Below are 19353 nucleotides of genomic sequence, written 5' to 3'. Positions count from 1 at the left end.
AGGGGCAGCTTTGCACCTATCAAAGACGATCGTTAAAGAGCTGAACCTTGCAGAAATAACTGAACTACACCTAACCAAACAGGGGAAACGAAATAAAGCGGCAGAATATTTGCTTCCTTTGATGCAAAACGGGGTAAATTTATTTATCCGCAACGTGCGCACGGAGCTGCGGCTGCTGCAAGCGGGCCAGGCTTGGCTGCCTATGACGGTTAATGAGCAGGAGTATGACAATTCCTACGTGTGCTCCCCCTATGGAACGTATGTCAAGTATGCGGAAGAGGAGCTTTATTTGTTGGAAAATCGGCTGCTGCGCTTCCTGTGCGGCTCCTTGCTTAAAGCGATTGCCCCGCTGCTTCGTCTGGCGAAAATCGACCGAAACGTCCATGTGAACAACTGGCTGCTTTCAACGAATTTGTATACCGAGCTTAGTGGGGAAGAGCTTGCGGGGGCCACACAGACGTTAACAGCAAGCTATCCGAAGCATGCGATTATTTATCGTTCGATCAACAAGCGCACGAATGGGGAGCTGATGGAGCAATTGCTGCGTCAGGGCTATGTGCTGGTGCCGAGCCGGCAGGTTTATTTTTTCAATGGTGCCGATCCGTTGTACTTGAAGAAAAAAAATACGAAGTGGGATCGCAAGCTGCTCGCCCAGTCTGACTATCGTATCGTCGCGCATGCTGAGCTTGGAGAAGCGGATTATGAGCGTATTGCTCAGCTGTATGACCTATTGTATATTGGAAAATATTCGGAGCTCAATCCTAAGTTTACAGCTGAATACATCCGCCACTGCCATCAGAAAGGATTGCTGGAAATGACCGGTTTCCGCGATGAGCAAGGGATTTTGCAAGGCGTAATGGGCTGCTTTATTCATGGCGAGGTTATGTCGGTACCGTTAGTTGGCTACAATACGGCGCTTGCTCAAAGTAACGGCCTCTACCGGATGCTGATGCACTTGGCGATGCAGACTGCAGCAGATCGCGGACAGCTGCTGCATCTCAGCTCTGGCGCGGCTGAGTTTAAGCGCGTTCGCGGAGCAGAAGCGGAAATTGAATACAGCGCCGTTTACATCGTGCATCTATCGGCTGGGAGGAGAGCGGTTTGGCGCGGACTTAGCAAGCTTTTATTGACAGTAGGCGTTCCGCTAATGAGAAGATATAAGCTGTAAGCAGAAAGTTTCCGCTGTTTGAGGAGATCATATAATTAAATTCAAAAAAGTTTCAAACCTGTAAAGTATAATAGAAGAGAACGCATAAATACATATTCTTCTATTGAGAGCGCAGGTGTTTTGAAGATGGACAACGGCAATCAATTGTTTTTGGGAAAGCAGCTGGCTCAGGATTTGTTTAATCATCATGGGGTGCTTGTTGCTCCTGCTCATACCGTATTGGATCAGGAACAGCTCGACTTGATTTTTCGTCATGCGATTGAACTGGAAGAAAGAGATATTAAGCGGGACAAGGGGAAATCGCAGGCACAGGGAAAAATGGACGGCTGTACACTGTATATGGCGGAGCTTTTCGAGCAAATTCGTTATGCGAAGCAAATTCCAGTGCTGCAGATCCGGGAAAAAATCATACCTTCTATTAACGAGCTGGCGGAGCTTCCTGATTTTTATGAATTGCTGGGTGCTTTGCAATCCAAAGATGATTATTCTTACCGCCATAATATAGGGGTAGGTGTATTATCTTCATTAATTGGTAAATGGATGGATATGGATGAGCGCGATCTCATGCAGCTTACGATGGCTGGTACTCTCCATGATATTGGTAAAACGAAAGTACCAAATGAAATTTTGAACAAGCCGGCATCGCTTGATACGAAAGAGTTTGACCTGATGAAAAAGCATACGATTTTTGGCTATGAGCTGCTTAAAGACACCGTTGGCATTAATCATGTCCAAGCTTTGGTAGCGCTTCAGCATCATGAACGACAAGATGGTAGCGGTTACCCGCTTGGCCTGCGCTCTGAGCAAATCGCCCCGCTTAGCAAAATCGTAGCGATAGCTGATGTTTTTCATGCGATGACCTCAGATCGGCCCTATCGCAAGGCACTGCCATTTTACGAGACGCTTATCCAAATGAACAACAATATTTTTGGCGAGTTTGATCCGCAAATCAGCAAGCTGTTTATGGACAAAATGATGCAGTCGATGCTGGGGCATCAGGTGCTGCTCACCAACAATGAAATCGGCTCGATCGTATTGATCAATCCACAAAATGCTCTAAGACCGTTAGTGAAAATGAAAAACAACTTTATTGATTTAAGCCGAGATACAAGTTTGCATATTCTCAAAGTTGCGCCTTGAGGCACGCCACATGCTAATCCTGTGGAAAATGCCGTCGCAGCAAGGTAGGTAAGGGACATCTTATGACAATAATAACGATTTTATCCGTAACCTTCACATTGTTTTTTTTCAGCAAGCAGCTTATAAATGCTTTGCTTCATATGGATTTATTGCGCTTTGAATTTAGAAAGAGGCTCATGTTTGGCGTGGTATATGGTGTTTGCGGCATCTTGATTATGTTTTTTGGAGTGCCTGTATCCGATCACGGCATTATTGATTTTAGATATTTCTTTATTATTATCGCTGCCTATTATGGTGGCCTACATGCGTCTATATTGGCATCTGTTCTTATAGCAGGGGGACGGGCACTGTTGTTTGGCGGCTTGAATGAGGCATCCATTACTGCTGGAGCTTTCATTCTCTTGCTTGGAGTGCTTTCAGGCATCATTTTTGCATACAAGCGCTTTGGTGGGTATTGGGCAAAATGGAGTGTTTCTTTGCTGGTGCTAATGGCGCTGCTTTATGGAAATTCTTTGTTTACATATGGATTAGAATGGTCCAGCTCACTCTATAAATTCCTGTTTCCACCGATGCTTGCCAGCGGCCTTATCGTCGCTTATTGCGTACGTTATTTAACGCAGCGCGATGAGCTGTTCCAGCAGAAGGATCAGGAAGCGACAACGGATTTTCTTACTCAGCTGGCCAATGTCAGAGCATTCGACGCGGCGTTTAACCGCTTGTTTATTCAGGCGGAGAGCGGCAAGGAGCCGCTGGCTCTGCTGTTTCTGGATATTGATTATTTCAAAAAGATTAATGACACCTACGGCCATCCCGCAGGAGATGCTGTTTTGCGCGAGCTTGCTGCTATCGTTAGGCGTACGATTCGGGCAGAAGATGTAGCCTCGCGCTATGGGGGCGAAGAGTTTTCAATTTTGCTTCCTAATTGTTCGCCATCCGGTGCTTATGCTCTTGCGGAAAATTTACGCAGTACGATTCAGAAATGTCAAATTGTCGTTAATGACAAGCAATCGGTAGGCGTGACGGTCTCGATCGGCATTGCCTGCTACCCGGAGGTTGGACAGGAGTTTCTAATTGATTATGCCGATCAGGCCTTGTATCAGGCGAAGCTTTCCGGCAGGAACAAGACGATTTTGTGGCGCTCCTAAAGCAGCCTGGCGCCAGCCCTATGGCTTTAGCTTTTCCGGGCCAAGCTGGCGCGCAGGGCAGCGGCCAAGCGTTCGATTCCCGATTCCATTTGCTCCGGCTCCGGCCGGGCATAGCTTAGACGGATGAAGCCCTCCACCGAGCCATAGACGCTGCCCGGAACAAACACGACCCCTCTCTGAATGCTTTCTTCCAGCAAGCGATGATCACTGATGTTCTCCTTTGATTTACACCATAGGTTAAGCCCTCCAGGCTGCGCTGTAAAAGCAAGCCGCTCTTGAAAATAATGCTCAAGCGCACCAATCATTCGCTGCTGCTTGGCCTTAAGCGCCAATTGCAGCGTTTGCAAATGCACCGGAAATCCTTCTGAAGCAAGCAGGCGGCCAGCCAGCCACTGAGGCAAAATGCTAAGGCCAAAGTCCATCTGCTGTCTGGCATCGGCGAGGCGGTTCACGACCGTTTGTGGGGCGACCAGCCAGCCGATTCGCAGGCCTGATGCGGCGATTTTGGATAACGAGCCAATATAGAGCACGATATCCTCTTTGTCCAGCGCCTTTAGTGTTGGCAATGCCTGATTGTGAAAGGAAGTCAGGCTGAACGGATCATCCTCTACAATAGGAATACGCAGCTCGGCAGCTATGGCTAATACACGCTGCCTTTTTTCCATGCTCAAAGAAGTGCCTGTCGGATTTTGATAGTTGGGATTGAGAAACAGCATGCGAATGCGATGCTCTCTGTACAATCGCGCAATATCATCCGGATCAATGCCGTCATGATGAACCGGGAGGCGGCAAATACGCAGTCCTGCAGATTGAAACATCGGCAGCGAATAGCAATAGGAGGGATCCTCGATAGCAACGGCATCGCCTGGGGCAAGGAGACATTGCGTAATTAAATAGAGCGACTGCTGCGAGCCGGAGGTAACGAGAATAGAAGCCTCTGGAGCAGCAATGCCCTGCTTTCGCAAAAAAGCACTCAGCTCCACACGCAGCTGCGGATTGCCTTGTGGATGATCATAGCCGAGCGGCTCCATGAAAGGCTGCTCCTGCATAATAGATTGGAGCAGTGTGCTTGGAAACATCGGCTCTGCCAGCTCGCCGCTCGCCATGTCAATCATTTGGCCGTGGTGGAGCATCGATGAACGAATGCGTCTCATAAATGGCAAATTAGGCAGAAAGCTGCCTCCTTCTGCATATTGGCGCCAATTCGGCGTGTGAGACGGGGATATCCCCCACTTACTGCGGCTTACGGTTGTGCCGCTCCCCACTTTGCTTTCCACTAAGCCGGCTGAGCGCAGCTCGGCATAAGCCTGTATAATGGTGCTGCGATTAACGCCTAATTGCTCTGCCAGTCTTCGCTCGGAGGGAAGCGGGCTGCCTGGCGGATATTCGCCCGAAGCAATGCTGCGTTCCAGCAGCTCGGCAATTTGCAAGTAAACAGGTGTTTTTAAATTTCGATCCAGCCTCCATGTCATGCCGTACACCCCGTTCCTTGTCGATTGGTCTGATTTGGATTTGTCTATTTATTATAGTACCACTTGTTCGAATTGGATGGTTATTTTAGTCGGTAAATGGATGGTTACTTTATCAGCCAATCCCCTTATGATGGAATATAAGAGAAGCGGCTGGCCATGTAGGGGCAGTTGTTTTAGGCAGGGGGATGAACGCATGGAACAGCAAAAGGTGAAAGTTGGCGTAGTACAAGCTGCGCCTCATTTATTGGATAAGCAGTCGGCGTTCACACAAATAGCCGCATATGCCAGCGAGGCAAGCAGGCAGGGAGTCAAGCTGCTGGTGTTTCCTGAAGTATTTGTTTCCGGTTATCCGCGTGGCATGACGTTTGGAAATCGCGTTGGAAGCCGGACAGCGGAGGGCCGGGAAGACTTTCGCCGTTATTCGGAAAGTGCCATTACAATTCCGGGCGAGGATACCGAGCTGTTAGGGGAGATTGCCGCCGATAATGGCATATATCTAATCGTTGGTGCGCTAGAGCGTGACCAGGAATTTAGCGGAGCTACATTGTACAATTCAATCGTCTATGTGGGGCCGGACGGCAGGCTGCTTGGCAAACATCGGAAGCTTATTCCTACAGCCGCGGAGCGTCTGCTCTGGGGGCAAGGCGATGGCAGCACGCTAACGGTTATCCAAACCCCTTTTGGACGAATAGGCGGCTTGATTTGCTGGGAAAACTACATGCCGCTGGCTCGGACCGCCATGTATGCGAAAGGGATAGACCTTTTTATAACACCTACTGCGGATGCCCGCGATACGTGGCAATCGACGATTCGCCATATCGCCTGCGAAGGCCGCTGCTATGTGCTGTCAAGCAATCAGTTTGCTACGAAGTCCTTATATCCGAAGGATTTGGCGAGTTTTGCCGAGCTGGAGCAGATGGATGAGGTGCTGAGCAGGGGCGGCAGTGCTATTGTTGGACCGCTAGGAGAATATATCGTTGAGCCTGTTTATGGGCGGGAGGCACTGCTCGTGGCAGAGCTGGATATGATGAAAATCGCCGAAAGCCGTTTTGACTTTGATGTGGTCGGGCATTACAGCCGGCCGGATGTGTTTCAGCTGCATGTTAATGAAGCGAAGCAGTCGAATGTACTTTTTAAGAGCGGAATTTAATGGGATAGTTCGGCGGTATAGAAGTATAGCTTTATAGTAGAAAGGAGCAGAAAAATGGACGTGCCAGTTGGCGTATGGATCGCAGCGATTGTTATCGTTGGCATATTAGCATGGATCACCTTTTGGATTACGAACAAGGCTTACTCCAGAAAATGGGATGAAAATGACGAAGACAAGCTGAAAAATTAAATGGCTGCTCCGAGCTGTGGAAGATGTGGGGCAGATTAGAGTTTTCCGTATTTCAAATTTTCCGAACGCCTTATCAGGTTGAAATTAGCCTGACAAGGCGTTCTTTTGCTTTTTTTGAAATATAGGAAAGGATAGCATTGCGCGATACCTTCTCAATATTTCTCGGCTTGAAACGCGCCGCGCCGCCAAAGGACAGCCACAGCCGTGTCACCTTGTAAAAGCTCTTCCCATTAAGCGGATTTTAGGTTAATATGAGAATATATGTTCGGTATTGGGGGCGGATTGGTGAATCAGGAGTCATATATCAAGGAGATCATCCAAGGGGATGACTGGATGATGGACATTTTGCGTATGGTAAGGGGCCTAGATTTGCCTGACTGGTGGGTATGTGCTGGGTTTGTGCGTTCTAAATTGTGGGATGTGATGCATGATTTTAAGGAGCGGACGCCGCTTGCGGATGTGGATGTTATTTATTACGATGCTGCTTATCCGAGTGAGCACATCGAGAAGCAGTTGGAGCAGCAATTGCGGGGCCTGAGACCCGAGATCCCTTGGTCAGTGAAAAATCAGGCGAGAATGCATATCGTCAGCGGCCTGCCGCCGTATTCCTGCTCAGTGGATGCGATTTCTAAATTTCCTGAAACGGCGACTTCGCTTGGCGTGGCACTGGATGCGAGTGGGGAGCTCCAGCTAGCGGCTCCATGTGGAGTAGCTGATGTCCTTCAAGCTGTGCTTAGGCCTACAGCTTATTATGAGCCGGGGTCGGATCATTACCGCGTATACGAGCAAAGAATAATGAAGAAAAATTGGCAGGCGACATGGCCAAAAGTTCATAAAGCAGAGCAGCAGGAGTAAAGACAACATCAAATCTTAACAAAAATTAGTGCTGAAATCTTGCGATTTCGGATTGACAGCCTACCTATTTTCACGTTTAATTAACTAGACCGTTCTCTATAATTAAGGTGGTGAAAAGGTGGCTTCAAAGCCGAATGCCCGCCAGCAGATCATAGATACAGCAATGAAGCTGTTTTGTGTGCAAGGGTATCATGCAACGGGGTTAAATCAAATTATTAAGGAAAGCTCTTGTCCGAAGGGATCCTTGTACTACTATTTCCCTGAAGGCAAGGAGGAACTGGCGGTTGAATGTATTTCAACGATTAAGAATTTTGTGCTGGAAAAATGGCGGATTAATTTTGAGCAGACTTCTAATCCTGTAGCAGCCATTCAGGCCCATATTTCCGACATCATTCAAGATGGGAAGCCATCGCAGTTTAGAGGATTTATGCCATTCAGCTTTTGGATGGCTGCTGAGACATGCCTGATTAGCGAAAGACTGAGATCGGCGTGCCAAGTCGTTTTTAATGAATGGCAGCAGTATATTGCCCAGCAGCTTGTGAACAATGGAGCGAATGACAGCAGCGCTGCTGAAATAAGCAATGTTATTCTTTCCTTAGTGGAAGGTGCATTCATTTTGGCCATCACTCATGGAGATGAGAAGCCGCTCGTCAACATTTCGCGCCTCGTGCCGTCCATTGTTAATGGTGGCCCAGCAAGCTAGAACAACAGGTTACAGCAAACTGAATTTTTAATTCGCAGGAGGATGACACAAGTGCAAGCAGGAACGATGCAAGAGACTTCAACTTCACCCAATAAGACTTATAAAGTAATGCCGATTATGATTTCGCTATTGCTTAGCGGATTCATCGGTTTTTTTAGTGAAACCGCGCTAAATGTAGCATTGACTGATTTAATGAGAGATTTGAGCGTTAACGAGGCGACTGTACAATGGCTTACGACTATATTTTTGCTGACGCTAGGTGTACTGGTGCCCGTATCAGGCATGCTGCTGCAATGGTTTACAACACGGCAATTGTTTGTATGGTCATTGATTTTTTCTATTATTGGAACATTCGTAGCGGCTATTGCACCGAACTTTGAAACGCTGCTTATAGCGCGTGTGCTTCAAGCAACGGGAACAGGGCTGCTGCTGCCGCTATTATTTAATACGATTCTCGTCATTATTCCGATTGAGAAGCGTGGCGCAGCGATGGGAATTATCGGCCTCATTATGATGTTCGCACCAGCAACAGGGCCCACTTTTGCCGGCATTTTGATCGCTAACTTAAGCTGGCACTGGATTTTCTGGGTGTCCTTGCCGTTTTTGATTATTTCATTATTTGTAGGTCTTGTCTATTTGCAAAATGTTTCTACCTTGACTAGGCCGCGTATCGACATATTGTCGATTTGCTTGTCTACCCTTGGCTTTGGCGGTGTCGTATACGGCTTTAGCAGCGCGGGAGAAGGCGAGCATGGATGGGGAAGCGCTAAAGTAATTATAGCGATGATCGTAGGTATCGTTGCACTCATTTTATTTGTTATCCGCCAGCTTAAGATGAAAGAGCCAATGATTAATTTGTCGACGTTTAAATATCCGATGTTTACAATTGGCTTAATTATGGTGTTTATTTGCATGATGGTTATTTTGTCCTCCATGCTAATATTGCCTATGTACTTACAGCGCGGCCTAATGATGAGTCCATTGACTGTTGGGCTGCTGCTCCTTCCAGGTGGACTTATTAACGGCTTCTTATCTCCTGTAATGGGAGGATTGTTTGATAAATATGGACCGAAATGGCTCGTTCTCCCAGGCCTGCTGGTCGTATCGGTTGTATTATGGTTTTTCTCTGATATTTCTACCGCGTCGACGACTGTGTTGATCATCGTGCTGCATTCCCTGCTAATGATTGGGATTTCGATGATTATGATGCCTGCGCAAACGAATGGCTTGAATCAGCTTCCTCCTGAGCTGTACCCGCATGGAACAGCGATTATGAACACATTGCAGCAGGTGGCAGGTGCCATTGGTACAGCACTGGCAGTCAGTATTATGACAGCAGGAATGGAGAAATTCCTTAAGACAGCAGAAGGTAATCCTGAATCGCCAGCCAACTTGATTAGCGGATTGACCGTTGGTGTACAAGATGCTTTTATATTTGCAATGGTGGTTGCCCTTGTTGGGCTTGCAATTGCTTTCTTCATCAAGCGAGTGAAGGTGACAGCAGCAGGCAAACAGGGAGCTTAATATCGGCTCTAAATAGAAGTGCCAATTATTTTTTAAAAGTTTTTTTGAAAAATGCTTGCGTGATGCGATGTTTTCTGATATATTATATTTATTCGCTGTTAGCGAACATCGCGCGCGTGTGGCGGAATTGGCAGACGCACTAGACTTAGGATCTAGCGTTTCACGACGTGGGGGTTCAAGTCCCTCCACGCGCATTATGAATGGAAGAGTAAGGGCTGTTTCAAGTAGTTTTTTAACTACTGGGAAACAGTCCTTTTCTTTTATGCTTTTTTATTGAACCTGAATTAGTGAGGTTGGGCTGTCCGCTCCATCTTCTATTAGCTGCAATGGCTGTCATCCATTACATAACATGTCCTATTTTGCTATAATGGGACGATACTTGATAGCAGAAAGGAAGCGTTGGGCTTGAAACAGGTCACCATATATGATATTGCCAAGGAGGCCAATGTATCGGTTGCCACCGTATCGAGGGTGCTGAACGATACCGCCCCGGTAAAAGGATCTACGCGAGCCAAGATTGAAGAGCTTATTCAAAAATACAACTTTCAGCCTAACGCAATGGCCAGAAGCTTACTAAAAAAAGAAACCGGCATTATCGGTGTCATTGTACCTGATCTGACCAATCCCTTTTTCCCGGAAGTATTCGCTGGAGCGGAGGAAGAGGCGCAGCACTCGGGACATACCTTTCTGCTTAGCAATTCTATCGGAGATTACGCTAAGGAATCGGAATATCTTAGCATTATGCGGGAGAAGCGCGTGGATGGTGTTATTTTTTTAGGGGGTAGAATTAATTTAAAGAACTGCGATGAGCATTTGGTGCAGGAGCTCGTGCAGCATGCAAGTGTCATTCCGACTGTTCTCGTTAACGGTGGGCTGCGCAACACGAATTTGATTAGAGTTGCTACCGACGAATCGGTAGGCACTGCGCTCGCAGTTAGGCACCTGATTGAGCTGGGCCATACCGAAATCGGCTTTATTGGCGGAGAAAGCCATATGACCACAACCTCAATTAAGCTGAGGGCCTTCCGAAAGACAATGAAGGACGAGGGACTGGCAATTCGGGACAATTGGCTGCTGCCAGACAGCTTTTCCATCGATTCGGGCAAGCGCCAAATGCTGAAGCTGCTCGAAATGGAAGAGAGGCCAACCGCTGTTTTTTGCGTCAACGATTATACCGCCATCGGGGCAATCAAGGCGGCGACGGAGGCTGGGCTGACGATTCCAACGGACATGTCCGTTGTCGGATTTGATGATATTCCTCTGGCGCATCATTTTATCCCTGAGTTGACTACCGTTTCCCAGCAGGCGCATGAGCTTGGGCGAATGGCGGTACAAGTGCTTAAAGCGATTATGAAGAAAGAAAAGGTCAAGCAGCTGACTTCTTTGGCGCCACAGCTTATTGTTCGGCAAAGTACGGGAGCCCGGAGTCTCTAAAAGAGCGACAAGCCAGATATTTCGGGCTTGCCGCTCTTTTTTTAGGTCTAATGGAATGTACGGGGCCGCGCTTACTTTTATCATGCCAGATATGGATAATATAAACTTTAATGTTGACCATAGTAAGCAAGCGAGCTATACTGAAATGGGTTTCATGAAAGCCTTTACATTTAATTAATCATCTATCAAGGGGAGCGTGCTGAACAGTGAAACAGATGAAAAGGATGAAGTCGATGTTGCTTATTTTATTACCGGCTGTATTGATGATTCTCTCTGCTTGCAGTGGCAACAATACAGGAAATACAGTGGCCACTGAGTCGCCTGCCTCAACTGCAACACCGACGGAGGAAACGTCTGCGCCCACAGAGGAGCCTGAGCCTCCAGCCGCCAATTTGGGCGGTAGAGAAATTCGCATTTCGCATTGGTGGGATGCTGCCCCTGACGGAGATTCCGAAGCGGATGAGTTGGCACGTGAAAGAATCAAAAAAGTGGAAGAAAAATATAACGTAAAAATCAAATACTTAAATACGGAATATTGGTCGACTACAGAGAAGCTATCCTCCTCTGTTATGTCGAACGATCCTTTCGCTGAAATTGTCCGACTGCCTGACGGCTTCATATGGGGCCTTATGCAAGGGGGATTTTTGACTCCCTTGGAAGATTACCTGAAAGATACACGGATTGCGCCGGACGTCGTTGAATCGATGCGCTTTGGCGGCGACCATGTATTCGGATTAGAAAGCTGGTATAACCCGAATGACACGGGGATGTATTACAACAAAAGAATTTTCAAGGAGGCGGGCTTAAAGGATCCGCAGCAGCTAATGGATGAGGACAACTGGAATTGGACGACGATGCTGGATGCCGCGAAGAAGCTGACCGTAGACAATAATGGAGATGGAAAAGCTGACCAATACGGCCTTGCCGGTGCCCATTATGTTTTCTCGGAGCTACTGATCGCCAGCAACGGCGGCATTATATACGACGAGGCGAACAAAAAAGTAGCTTTTGATTCACCCGAATCTATGGAAGCGCTTAACTTCCTTTATGGCCTGTATAACGAGCATAAAGTTGTGAAGAAAAATGAAGGTAACGACTGGGAGGACCCGGCAAAATATTTTGCCGAAGGCACGATTGCCATGTATCCGGGCGGCTTGTGGGAAATTGAAGGGCGCCTCCAGGACAAGATGAAGGATGAGTGGGGATACGTTTATCTTCCAAAGGGGCCACAGGCAGACACCTATCTTGATCCACTTGGTCAAACGGCAGCTTACGTTATCCCTAAAGGAGTTAAGGATGCAGATGTTATCGTGAAAATCTGGGAAGAGCTTCAGGACTTCGATAACTGGCAGGAAAATCGCAGGCTGTGGCAGGAAAATGTGCTGCCGGATGAAAGCTCTATCGCTAATGCCATGAATGACGCTGGAAAAGTACAGCGTGTGTTCGGCGGACGCTTTGGGGGTCTCGGCATTAAGGACCAGCTCGACTCCGTGACGGGCAAGTTCGTCAAGGGCGAAATTACGCCAGCAACAGGCGTCGCCCAGGTAATCGGGCCTGCGCAAGCAGCTGCTGAAAAAGTGCTGAGAGGCGAGCAAGACAAGAAAGACGACAAAAAGTAATTCCCAAAGGCTTTGCCCATAAAAAAGCGGCCTGCCCGGCTTTCCGATAAGGGAAACCGGGCGATTGCTGTAAAAAATTTCGCCAGTTTACAAAAGGGGGGGAATGAGGTGGAAATCGTATTTTCCAGAAAAACGGCCGCTACCATCATGGTTATCGCTATGCTGATTTCGATATTGGCTTTCCCTATAGCTCAGTCCGGCGCAGCCAGCATTCAAGCCGATTCGGCTAAGGAAGCCGAGTCAAGCAGCGACCAGAGCCTATTAACAAACGAAGCAGAAAACAGCTATGCCCATTACTTGCAGCGCTATAAGGAAGAAGAACGGCCACGGGAGGAAATGGTCATACAAGGGGTGGACTACACAAGCGCAAGCGAAATGGAACCCGAAATCGTTCATGAGCTTGGGGGCGTATCAGGCGACTTCGTCAAGACGGGTGAAAGCGGCTCTATAGAGTGGGAGCTTGAGGTGCCGAAATCCGGCTTGTATCATATCGCCATTCGCTATTTTCCGATCGAAGGAAAAAGCTCGGCAATCGAAAGGGAGCTGCTGATCGACGGAGAGCTGCCGTTTGCCAGCGCCAGAAATTTGACCTTTCACCGCATATGGAAAAATGAGAGTGATCAGATTTTGCAGGATAACCGGGAAAATGAGCTGCGGCCGCGCCAGGTAGAATCGCCGATGTGGCAGGAGTCGCTGCTTCGAGATACAGAAGGGTACTACGAGGAGCCGTACGTCTTTTATTTTTCGGCTGGCAAGCACTCATTGACGCTGTTATCTTCCAGAGAGCCGATGGCAATCGATTATTTAAAAGTGTATCAATATGATGAGCCTTCGCCTTACGAAGAGGTAGAGCGGGGCTACAAGTCCAAGGGCTATACGGAGACTAGCGGACATTTGATTAAAATGCAAGGCGAAAATGCCGCCTACAAATCGTCTCCGACCTTATATCCGATTTCCGACCGTTCCAGCCCGTCTACCGAGCCTTATGACGTATCGAAGATTAAGATGAATACGATTGGTGGCAACAACTGGCGGGTGCCGGGCCAATGGATCGCATGGGACATCGAAGCGCCAGAGGATGGACTATACCGGATTGCGATCAAGAACAGGCAAGAATTGCTGCGGGGCATTTATTCTACACGCTCGCTATGGATTGACGGGGTCATTCCGTTTCAAGAAATGACGCAAATTCCGTTTTATTATGACTCGGACTGGCAGATGAATGTGCTAGGCAGCGAGGAAAAGCCTTATTTATTTTATATGACGAAAGGGAAGCATGAGCTAAAGCTGGAGGTGAGCTTAGGCGCAATGGCTCCTTTGATTCGCCAAGTAGAAGCAAGCTTGCTTGACATCAATGCCATGTATCGCAAAATTTTGATGATTACCGGCAATGTACCGGATCCTTATAGGGATTATCAATTAGATAAACAAATTCCCGACATGGTCGGCGTGTTTCAGGAGCAAAGCGATATTCTGTATGCCGTATCGAAGGAGCTAGTTCGCCTGACAGGCGAGAAAAGCGACAAGACGGCTACATTGGATAAAACCGCCTATCAATTAGCAGATTTGGCTCAAAAACCGGAAACGGTCCAGAAGCGGCTGTCTCAATTCAAAATTAATGTTGGCAGCGTTGGAGCCTGGATTCTGCAAGTGAGAGAGCAGCCGCTCGAAATTGATTACCTCGCTTTGGCTTCAGCTGATGTAGAGCTGCCCGAAGCAGATGCTTCAGCTTCAAAAAAAATCGTTCATGAGGTATCTTCCTTCTTTCATTCCTTCTTTGAAGATTACGACACGATCGGAAACATGGCGCAGGATGAGCAATCGATAACGGTATGGATTGGAACCGGCCGCGATCAGGCTCAAGTGCTGAAAGCGATGATTGACGATTCATTTACGCCGCTTACTGGTGTTGGAGTCAACCTTAAGCTGGTCAATCAGGATGTGCTGCTGCGTGCGTCTTTGGCAGGTGAGGGACCTGATGTAGCCATGCAGGTCGGCAACGATGTGCCGGTAAATTTCGGCATGCGGAATGCAGCGGAGGACTTGTCGCAATTCCCGGGCTATAGGGCGGTTGTGCAGCAGTTCAGGGACAGCGCGCTTGTTCCTTACCGATTTGAGGAGCAGGTGTTTGCTCTGCCTGAGCAGCAAATTTTCAATATGCTTTTTTACCGGAAGGATATATTAGAGGAGCTGAAACTTGAGCCGCCGCAAACGTGGGATGATGTGTACGCGATGATTCCGGTTCTGCAAAAGCATCATATGGATTTCGCGCTGCCGATTGCCCAGACGACGGGTGTTCCTGTAATGGAGGCGAATCGTGCGTTTGCCATGCTTTTATACCAGCTGGACGGCTCCTTCTATTTGAACAACGGAGCCAAAAGCGGACTGGATACAGAGGTCGGACTAGATGCATTCAAAAAATGGACCGACTTCTATACGAGCTATAAGCTGCCGCTCATCTTTGATTTTCCGATGCGCTTTCGAACGGGCGAAATGCCGGTCGGCATACAGGATTACACCTTTTACAACTATTTGAGCGTATCCGCCCCAGAAATTAAGGGCTTGTGGGAGTTCGTTCCTGTTCCAGGCACCGTGCAGCAGGATGGTTCCATTCGCCGGGATGTGGCTAGCGGCGGGACAGCCGCCATCATGCTCAAGCAGGCTAAAAACAAGGAAGCAGCTTGGGAGTTTATGAAGTGGTGGGTGGGTAAGGATGCCCAGGTTCGCTTCGGCAGAGAGATGGAGGGACTGATGGGCGCTGCAGCACGTTATCCGACTGCCAATATTGAAGCGCTTAAGGAGCTGCCATGGCCGGCGCGCAATTATCGCAGCCTGGAAGAACAATGGCAATGGGTACAGGGCGTGCCTGAGGTGCCGGGAGGCTATTTCACAGGAAGGCATTTGGACAATGCTTTGCGTGAAGTGATTAACAACGGCACGAATACAGCCGACTCCTTATACGATTATGTCCAAGAAATCGACTATGAAATTACTCAAAAAAGAAGCGAGTTTCATTTGGAATGAGGGGACTTAAGGAGGGACTCTTTTGCAGAAAACGAAAATCGCGGCTGAGATTGTACTCCAGCCGAAGGGCCGCCTTGCTGGGCCGCAGCGGAAATGGGAGCTGTTCGTTAAGGATATGAAGCGGGATAAGCATTTGTTTGTCCTGCTGATTCCTTATATGGTGCTGTTTCTGTTATTTACGGTGCTGCCGGTCATCATTTCCATCTTTTTCAGCTTTACGTATTTTAATATGCTTGAATTTCCGCGCTGGGTCGGATGGGAGAATTATTCCAAGCTGCTTTGGAATGACGATGTGTTTCTCATTGGACTTAAAAATACGCTTATATTTGCCGTCATAACCGGCCCGGTCAGCTATATCGCTTGTTTCGTATTCGCATGGCTTATTAATGAGCTTAATCCGAAAATCAGGGCATTTATGACGCTCGTGTTTTTTGCTCCTTCGATTTCGGGCAACGTCTTTTTTATTTGGCAAATTATTTTTTCAAGCGATTCGTATGGCATTATGAACGGCTTTCTGATGAAGATCGGGTTTATTTACGAGCCGATTCAATGGCTGCAGAATCCTGACTATATGCTCACGATTATTATTATCGTCCAGTTATGGCTCAGCCTCGGGACCAGCTTTCTGGCCTTTATTGCCGGCTTGCAGACGGTTGACCGCACATTGTACGAGGCAGGGGCGGTGGATGGCGTGAAAAATCGCTGGCAGGAGCTTTGGTTTATTACCCTTCCATCCATGAGGCCGCAGCTGATGTTTGGCGCCGTCATCCAGATTACGTCTTCCCTTGCAGTAGCAGACGTAGCGATGGCTTTGGCTGGCTTTCCGAGCGTGCAGTATGGCGCACATACCGTCGTTACCCATTTGGTGGATTACGGCACGATCCGTTTCGAAATGGGCTATGCGTCTGCTATCGCGACTGTACTATTTATGCTGATGCTGGGCACCAATCTGGCCGTTCAAAAGTTGCTGAAGAGGGTGGGGGAATAGGCGAGATGAAGCTAGCCATGCGTCTGAAAAAAAGAGTGAACCGGTCCTGGCAGGTGGATATGATGCTGCTTCTTGTACTGGGCTTGTTTGGCTCCTTTATGGCGGTTCCGTTGATCTATGTCATTAATAATGCCTTTAAGCCGCTTGATGAGTTGTTTATATTCCCGCCTACGCTGTTTGTCAGAAATGCAACGCTTGAAAATTTCGCGGATTTGTTTCAAGTCATGAAAAATTCGTGGGTTCCATTTTCCAGATATATTTTCAATACCTTTTTTATTACGGCGGCAGGAACGGCAGGACATATTTTGCTGGCATCGGCGGCGGCTTACCCGCTGGCCAAGCATAAGTTTCGCGGACACAAAGTGCTGTTCACGGTTATTGTCCTTTCGCTGATGTTTTCCCCGCATGTGACGGCGATTCCAAATTATATGATTATGTCCGTGCTGGGGTGGATGGATTCTTACCAAGCTGTAATCGTTCCGGCGTTTGCCTATCCGCTTGGCCTATATTTAATGAAACAATTCATGGAGCAAATACCGGATGCTTTGCTGGAAGCCGCCAAGATTGACGGCGCCAGCGAATACCGGATATTTTGGCAAGTCGTTATGCCGCTCGTCAAGCCTGCCTGGCTGACGCTGTTAATCCTGATGATGCAAATGCTTTGGGGAACGGATGGCGGCAGCTTCATTTATAGCGAACAGCTCAAGACGATGCATTACGCGATGGGGCAAATCATTCAAGGCGGTATTGCCCGCGCAGGGGTTGGCGCCGCAGTTGCCGTGATTATGATGACCGTGCCAATCGTGACATTTGTTTTTTCACAGAGCAATGTCATTCAGACGATGGCTTCGTCAGGGATGAAGGACTAAAGCGATGGGGGCGTATGGATTGAAAAAAAAGCGAGCGATTCTGTTATTGGCTGCTGTGCTGCTCTTCGCCGGCTTAAGTCCGAAGCTGGCCCACGCGTCGCCATATGAGGGATATACCTATTCCTATTGGGGGGAGACCGTTCATTCACCAATCGCGTATCTTCCTTCCAAGACGATAACGGGTCAACAATTAGGGATAGGGCCATGGAGTTCTCCAGCTGATATGTTTGCTGCACTTGACGGTCTTTTGTACATTCTGGATTCAGGAAACGGGCGAATTGTTGTGCTTGACAGCGAGTGGAAGGTTGTCCGTCAAATGAAGGAGTTTCAGAATAATGGAATGCAGGATGGCTTCAATAATCCAGAAGGCCTTTTCGTGACGGAAAGTGGTCATATTTTTGTGGCGGATACCGAAAATAGGCGAGTGGTTGAGCTCGACAGCAGCGGAGCGTTCGTCAGAGAAATTTCCGCTCCGAAGTCGGAGGTCATCAGCAGCAATTTCGAATATTTCCCGCGAAAGGTCATCGTTGATAAAGCCGGCCGCATTTACGTTGTCGCCAGAGGCGTCTTCGAGGGGATTATAGAATTCGACAGCGAGGGCGGCTTTACTGGATTTATGGGGACGAACCGAGTGCAGTTTGATCCTGTGGATTTGTTCTGGAAGACGGTATCGACACAAGAGCAGCGGGAAAAGCTGATCCGGTTTGTCCCCATTGAATTTAACAATGTAGATGTGGATCGGGATGGATTCATCTTTACGACTACAGCCGACAAGCAGACTTTTGCCCCTGTCAAAAGGCTGAACCCATCGGGCATTGACGTCATTCGCATAAACGGGAATATAGGTCCAGTAGGCGATTTGAGCAGAAATCGCTCCGCCTTCATTGACATCGATGTTAGCGGCAATGGCGTTTACCGCACGCTAGATTCGACCCGGGGACGGATTTTTACTTATAACGAAGACGGCAATTTATTATACGTATTTGGCCAACTGGGCAATCAGCAGGGCACGTTTAAAAATCCGGTTGCGGTTGAAAGCTCCGGCAATCGGGTGTTTGTTCTGGATCGCGATCAGGGGAAAATTACCGAGTTTGCAGCGACCAAATTCGGAAGCCTCGTTAACGAGGCGAATGGATTATACAGCATAGGCAAGCACGATGATGCAGCAAAGCTGTGGAAGGAAGTGCTCCGGCTCGATGCAAATTACGAAATGGCCTATATTGGCATTGGCAAGTCGATGCTGCGCCAAGGCGAATATAAGCAAGCGATGACTTTTCTCAAACTGGGCAACGACAGGGAATATTATTCCAAAGCCTTAACGAAATATCGCAGGGAATATATGCGTGAGCACTTTGGGATTTATATGACGGTACTGATCCCGCTGATTTTGGTCGTTATCGCCGTTCGCCGAAGCATGAGGCTCAGAAAGGGGGAACTGAAACAGGATGCGGTTTCTCAAGGAGGCTAGGTACTCGCTGCACGTTGCATTCCATCCCTTTGACGGGTTTTGGGACCTGAAATACGAGAACAAAGGAAAGCTCCGGATCGCGCTTGTCATTTTGCTCGCCGTTACGGTTACGATGATTCTGAACCGCCAGTATGCTGGCTATGTCGTCAACTATAATCACCCGCTGGAACTAAACAGCTTTGATGAATTAAAGTACATTGTGCTTCCATTTCTCCTGTGGTGTGTGGCGAACTGGTCGCTCACTACGCTGATGGATGGAGAAGGGAAATTTGAAGAGATTGTCATCGCTACGGGCTATGCGATGCTTCCTTTGATTTTGATCTATTTGCCCAATATGCTGCTCAGCAATGTGATTACACTGCGCGAGGCCTCCTTCTATTATTTGCTGGAATCTGCGGCAGCGTTATGGTTTGTGTGGCTGCTGTTTATTGGAACGATGACGGTTCATCAATATACAGTTACGAAGACGATTATGACGATGCTGTTAACGGTTGTAGTGATGGGCGTCATTATTTTTCTAGGGCTGCTCTTCTTCAGCCTGATCCAGCAATTCGTCAGTTTTGTGTACACGATTTACCAGGAACTTTCATTGCGAGCATAAGAAA

General features: G+C 48.0%; 16 protein-coding genes and 1 tRNA gene. 16 read left to right on the top strand and 1 reads right to left on the bottom strand.

Annotated elements, in window-relative coordinates; translation table 11 throughout:
* The first annotated feature begins 10 nt into the window (after window positions 1-10).
* The 3 genes from AC50YG_RS26705 to AC50YG_RS26695 all read left to right on the top strand — a co-directional run bounded on the left by AC50YG_RS26705 (window position 11) and on the right by AC50YG_RS26695 (window position 3453).
* Window positions 11-1168, top strand: a complete 1158-nt coding sequence (locus AC50YG_RS26705; RefSeq protein WP_494831292.1) for a GNAT family N-acetyltransferase — start codon at window positions 11-13, stop codon at window positions 1166-1168.
* Window positions 1169-1294: 126 nt separating this feature from the next.
* The gene (locus AC50YG_RS26700; RefSeq protein WP_494831290.1) at window positions 1295-2308 is read left to right on the top strand and encodes an HD-GYP domain-containing protein; all 1014 of its coding nucleotides are present in this window, start codon (window positions 1295-1297) and stop codon (window positions 2306-2308) included.
* Between the two features lie 62 nt (window positions 2309-2370).
* Window positions 2371-3453, top strand: a complete 1083-nt coding sequence (locus AC50YG_RS26695; protein ID WP_494831288.1) for a GGDEF domain-containing protein — start codon at window positions 2371-2373, stop codon at window positions 3451-3453.
* 26 nt (window positions 3454-3479) lie between these two features.
* Here AC50YG_RS26695 and AC50YG_RS26690 read toward each other — a convergent pair whose 3' ends face one another.
* Entirely contained in the window at window positions 3480-4925 is a 1446-nt protein-coding gene (locus AC50YG_RS26690) for an aminotransferase-like domain-containing protein (RefSeq protein WP_494831286.1), read from the bottom strand.
* 193 nt (window positions 4926-5118) lie between these two features.
* Here AC50YG_RS26690 and AC50YG_RS26685 point away from each other — a divergent pair, with 193 nt between their 5' ends.
* The 13 genes from AC50YG_RS26685 (at window position 5119) to AC50YG_RS26625 (ending at window position 19349) form a co-directional block, all read left to right on the top strand.
* The gene (locus tag AC50YG_RS26685; protein WP_494831284.1) at window positions 5119-6075 is read left to right on the top strand and encodes a carbon-nitrogen hydrolase family protein; all 957 of its coding nucleotides are present in this window, start codon (window positions 5119-5121) and stop codon (window positions 6073-6075) included.
* A gap of 54 nt (window positions 6076-6129) precedes the next feature.
* Window positions 6130-6264, top strand: a complete 135-nt coding sequence (locus tag AC50YG_RS26680) for a hypothetical protein (protein ID WP_494831282.1) — start codon at window positions 6130-6132, stop codon at window positions 6262-6264.
* A 261-nt stretch (window positions 6265-6525) separates the two neighbouring features.
* Window positions 6526-7119: a nucleotidyltransferase family protein gene (locus tag AC50YG_RS26675; protein WP_494831280.1), complete on the top strand. Its 594-nt coding sequence runs from the start codon at window positions 6526-6528 to the stop codon at window positions 7117-7119.
* A gap of 118 nt (window positions 7120-7237) precedes the next feature.
* Window positions 7238-7822: a TetR/AcrR family transcriptional regulator gene (locus AC50YG_RS26670; RefSeq protein WP_341281863.1), complete on the top strand. Its 585-nt coding sequence runs from the start codon at window positions 7238-7240 to the stop codon at window positions 7820-7822.
* 66 nt (window positions 7823-7888) lie between these two features.
* A complete protein-coding gene (locus AC50YG_RS26665) occupies window positions 7889-9346 on the top strand; it encodes a DHA2 family efflux MFS transporter permease subunit (RefSeq protein WP_473755104.1) in 1458 nt (485 codons plus the stop codon).
* Between the two features lie 112 nt (window positions 9347-9458).
* Window positions 9459-9540: transfer RNA gene (locus tag AC50YG_RS26660), tRNA-Leu, on the top strand.
* A 211-nt stretch (window positions 9541-9751) separates the two neighbouring features.
* Window positions 9752-10780 (top strand): LacI family DNA-binding transcriptional regulator, encoded by a 1029-nt coding sequence (locus AC50YG_RS26655; protein WP_473755079.1) that lies wholly within the window; start codon window positions 9752-9754, stop codon window positions 10778-10780.
* Window positions 10781-10995: 215 nt separating this feature from the next.
* On the top strand, window positions 10996-12399 hold the full coding sequence (locus tag AC50YG_RS26650) for an ABC transporter substrate-binding protein (protein WP_341282914.1): 1404 nt from the start codon (window positions 10996-10998) through the stop codon (window positions 12397-12399).
* A 147-nt stretch (window positions 12400-12546) separates the two neighbouring features.
* The gene (locus AC50YG_RS26645; protein ID WP_494831343.1) at window positions 12547-15423 is read left to right on the top strand and encodes an extracellular solute-binding protein; all 2877 of its coding nucleotides are present in this window, start codon (window positions 12547-12549) and stop codon (window positions 15421-15423) included.
* A gap of 115 nt (window positions 15424-15538) precedes the next feature.
* The gene (locus AC50YG_RS26640; protein ID WP_473755101.1) at window positions 15539-16411 is read left to right on the top strand and encodes a carbohydrate ABC transporter permease; all 873 of its coding nucleotides are present in this window, start codon (window positions 15539-15541) and stop codon (window positions 16409-16411) included.
* A gap of 5 nt (window positions 16412-16416) precedes the next feature.
* Window positions 16417-17280: a carbohydrate ABC transporter permease gene (locus tag AC50YG_RS26635; RefSeq protein ID WP_473755078.1), complete on the top strand. Its 864-nt coding sequence runs from the start codon at window positions 16417-16419 to the stop codon at window positions 17278-17280.
* A gap of 19 nt (window positions 17281-17299) precedes the next feature.
* Window positions 17300-18748: a gluconolactonase gene (locus AC50YG_RS26630; protein WP_494831277.1), complete on the top strand. Its 1449-nt coding sequence runs from the start codon at window positions 17300-17302 to the stop codon at window positions 18746-18748.
* Window positions 18726-19349: a Yip1 family protein gene (locus tag AC50YG_RS26625; protein WP_494831275.1), complete on the top strand. Its 624-nt coding sequence runs from the start codon at window positions 18726-18728 to the stop codon at window positions 19347-19349. Before AC50YG_RS26630 ends, AC50YG_RS26625 begins: the two co-directional genes overlap by 23 nt.
* The last annotated feature ends 4 nt before the right edge of the window (window positions 19350-19353 follow it).

This window comes from Paenibacillus sp. J31R34 (genome assembly GCF_059383715.1).
Note: the sequence above shows the minus strand (reverse complement) of the source record. Positions and strands in the feature narration are given on the sequence as shown.

Bases quoted from the DNA above. Each gene is read 5' to 3' on its own strand.
- AC50YG_RS26645 (WP_494831343.1), top strand. From the start codon at position 12,547: ATGGTTATCGCTATGCTGATTTCGATATTGGCTTTCCCTATAGCTCAG.
- AC50YG_RS26680 (WP_494831282.1), top strand. From the start codon at position 6,130: ATGGACGTGCCAGTTGGCGTATGGATCGCAGCGATTGTTATCGTTGGC.
- AC50YG_RS26675 (WP_494831280.1), top strand. From the start codon at position 6,526: ATGTTCGGTATTGGGGGCGGATTGGTGAATCAGGAGTCATATATCAAG.
- AC50YG_RS26690 (WP_494831286.1), bottom strand. From the start codon at position 4,925: ATGACATGGAGGCTGGATCGAAATTTAAAAACACCTGTTTACTTGCAA.
- AC50YG_RS26640 (WP_473755101.1), top strand. From the start codon at position 15,539: ATGAAGCGGGATAAGCATTTGTTTGTCCTGCTGATTCCTTATATGGTG.
- AC50YG_RS26685 (WP_494831284.1), top strand. From the start codon at position 5,119: ATGGAACAGCAAAAGGTGAAAGTTGGCGTAGTACAAGCTGCGCCTCAT.
- AC50YG_RS26650 (WP_341282914.1), top strand. From the start codon at position 10,996: ATGAAAAGGATGAAGTCGATGTTGCTTATTTTATTACCGGCTGTATTG.
- AC50YG_RS26695 (WP_494831288.1), top strand. From the start codon at position 2,371: ATGACAATAATAACGATTTTATCCGTAACCTTCACATTGTTTTTTTTC.
- AC50YG_RS26625 (WP_494831275.1), top strand. From the start codon at position 18,726: ATGCGGTTTCTCAAGGAGGCTAGGTACTCGCTGCACGTTGCATTCCAT.
- AC50YG_RS26665 (WP_473755104.1), top strand. From the start codon at position 7,889: ATGCAAGAGACTTCAACTTCACCCAATAAGACTTATAAAGTAATGCCG.
- AC50YG_RS26700 (WP_494831290.1), top strand. From the start codon at position 1,295: ATGGACAACGGCAATCAATTGTTTTTGGGAAAGCAGCTGGCTCAGGAT.
- AC50YG_RS26635 (WP_473755078.1), top strand. From the start codon at position 16,417: ATGAAGCTAGCCATGCGTCTGAAAAAAAGAGTGAACCGGTCCTGGCAG.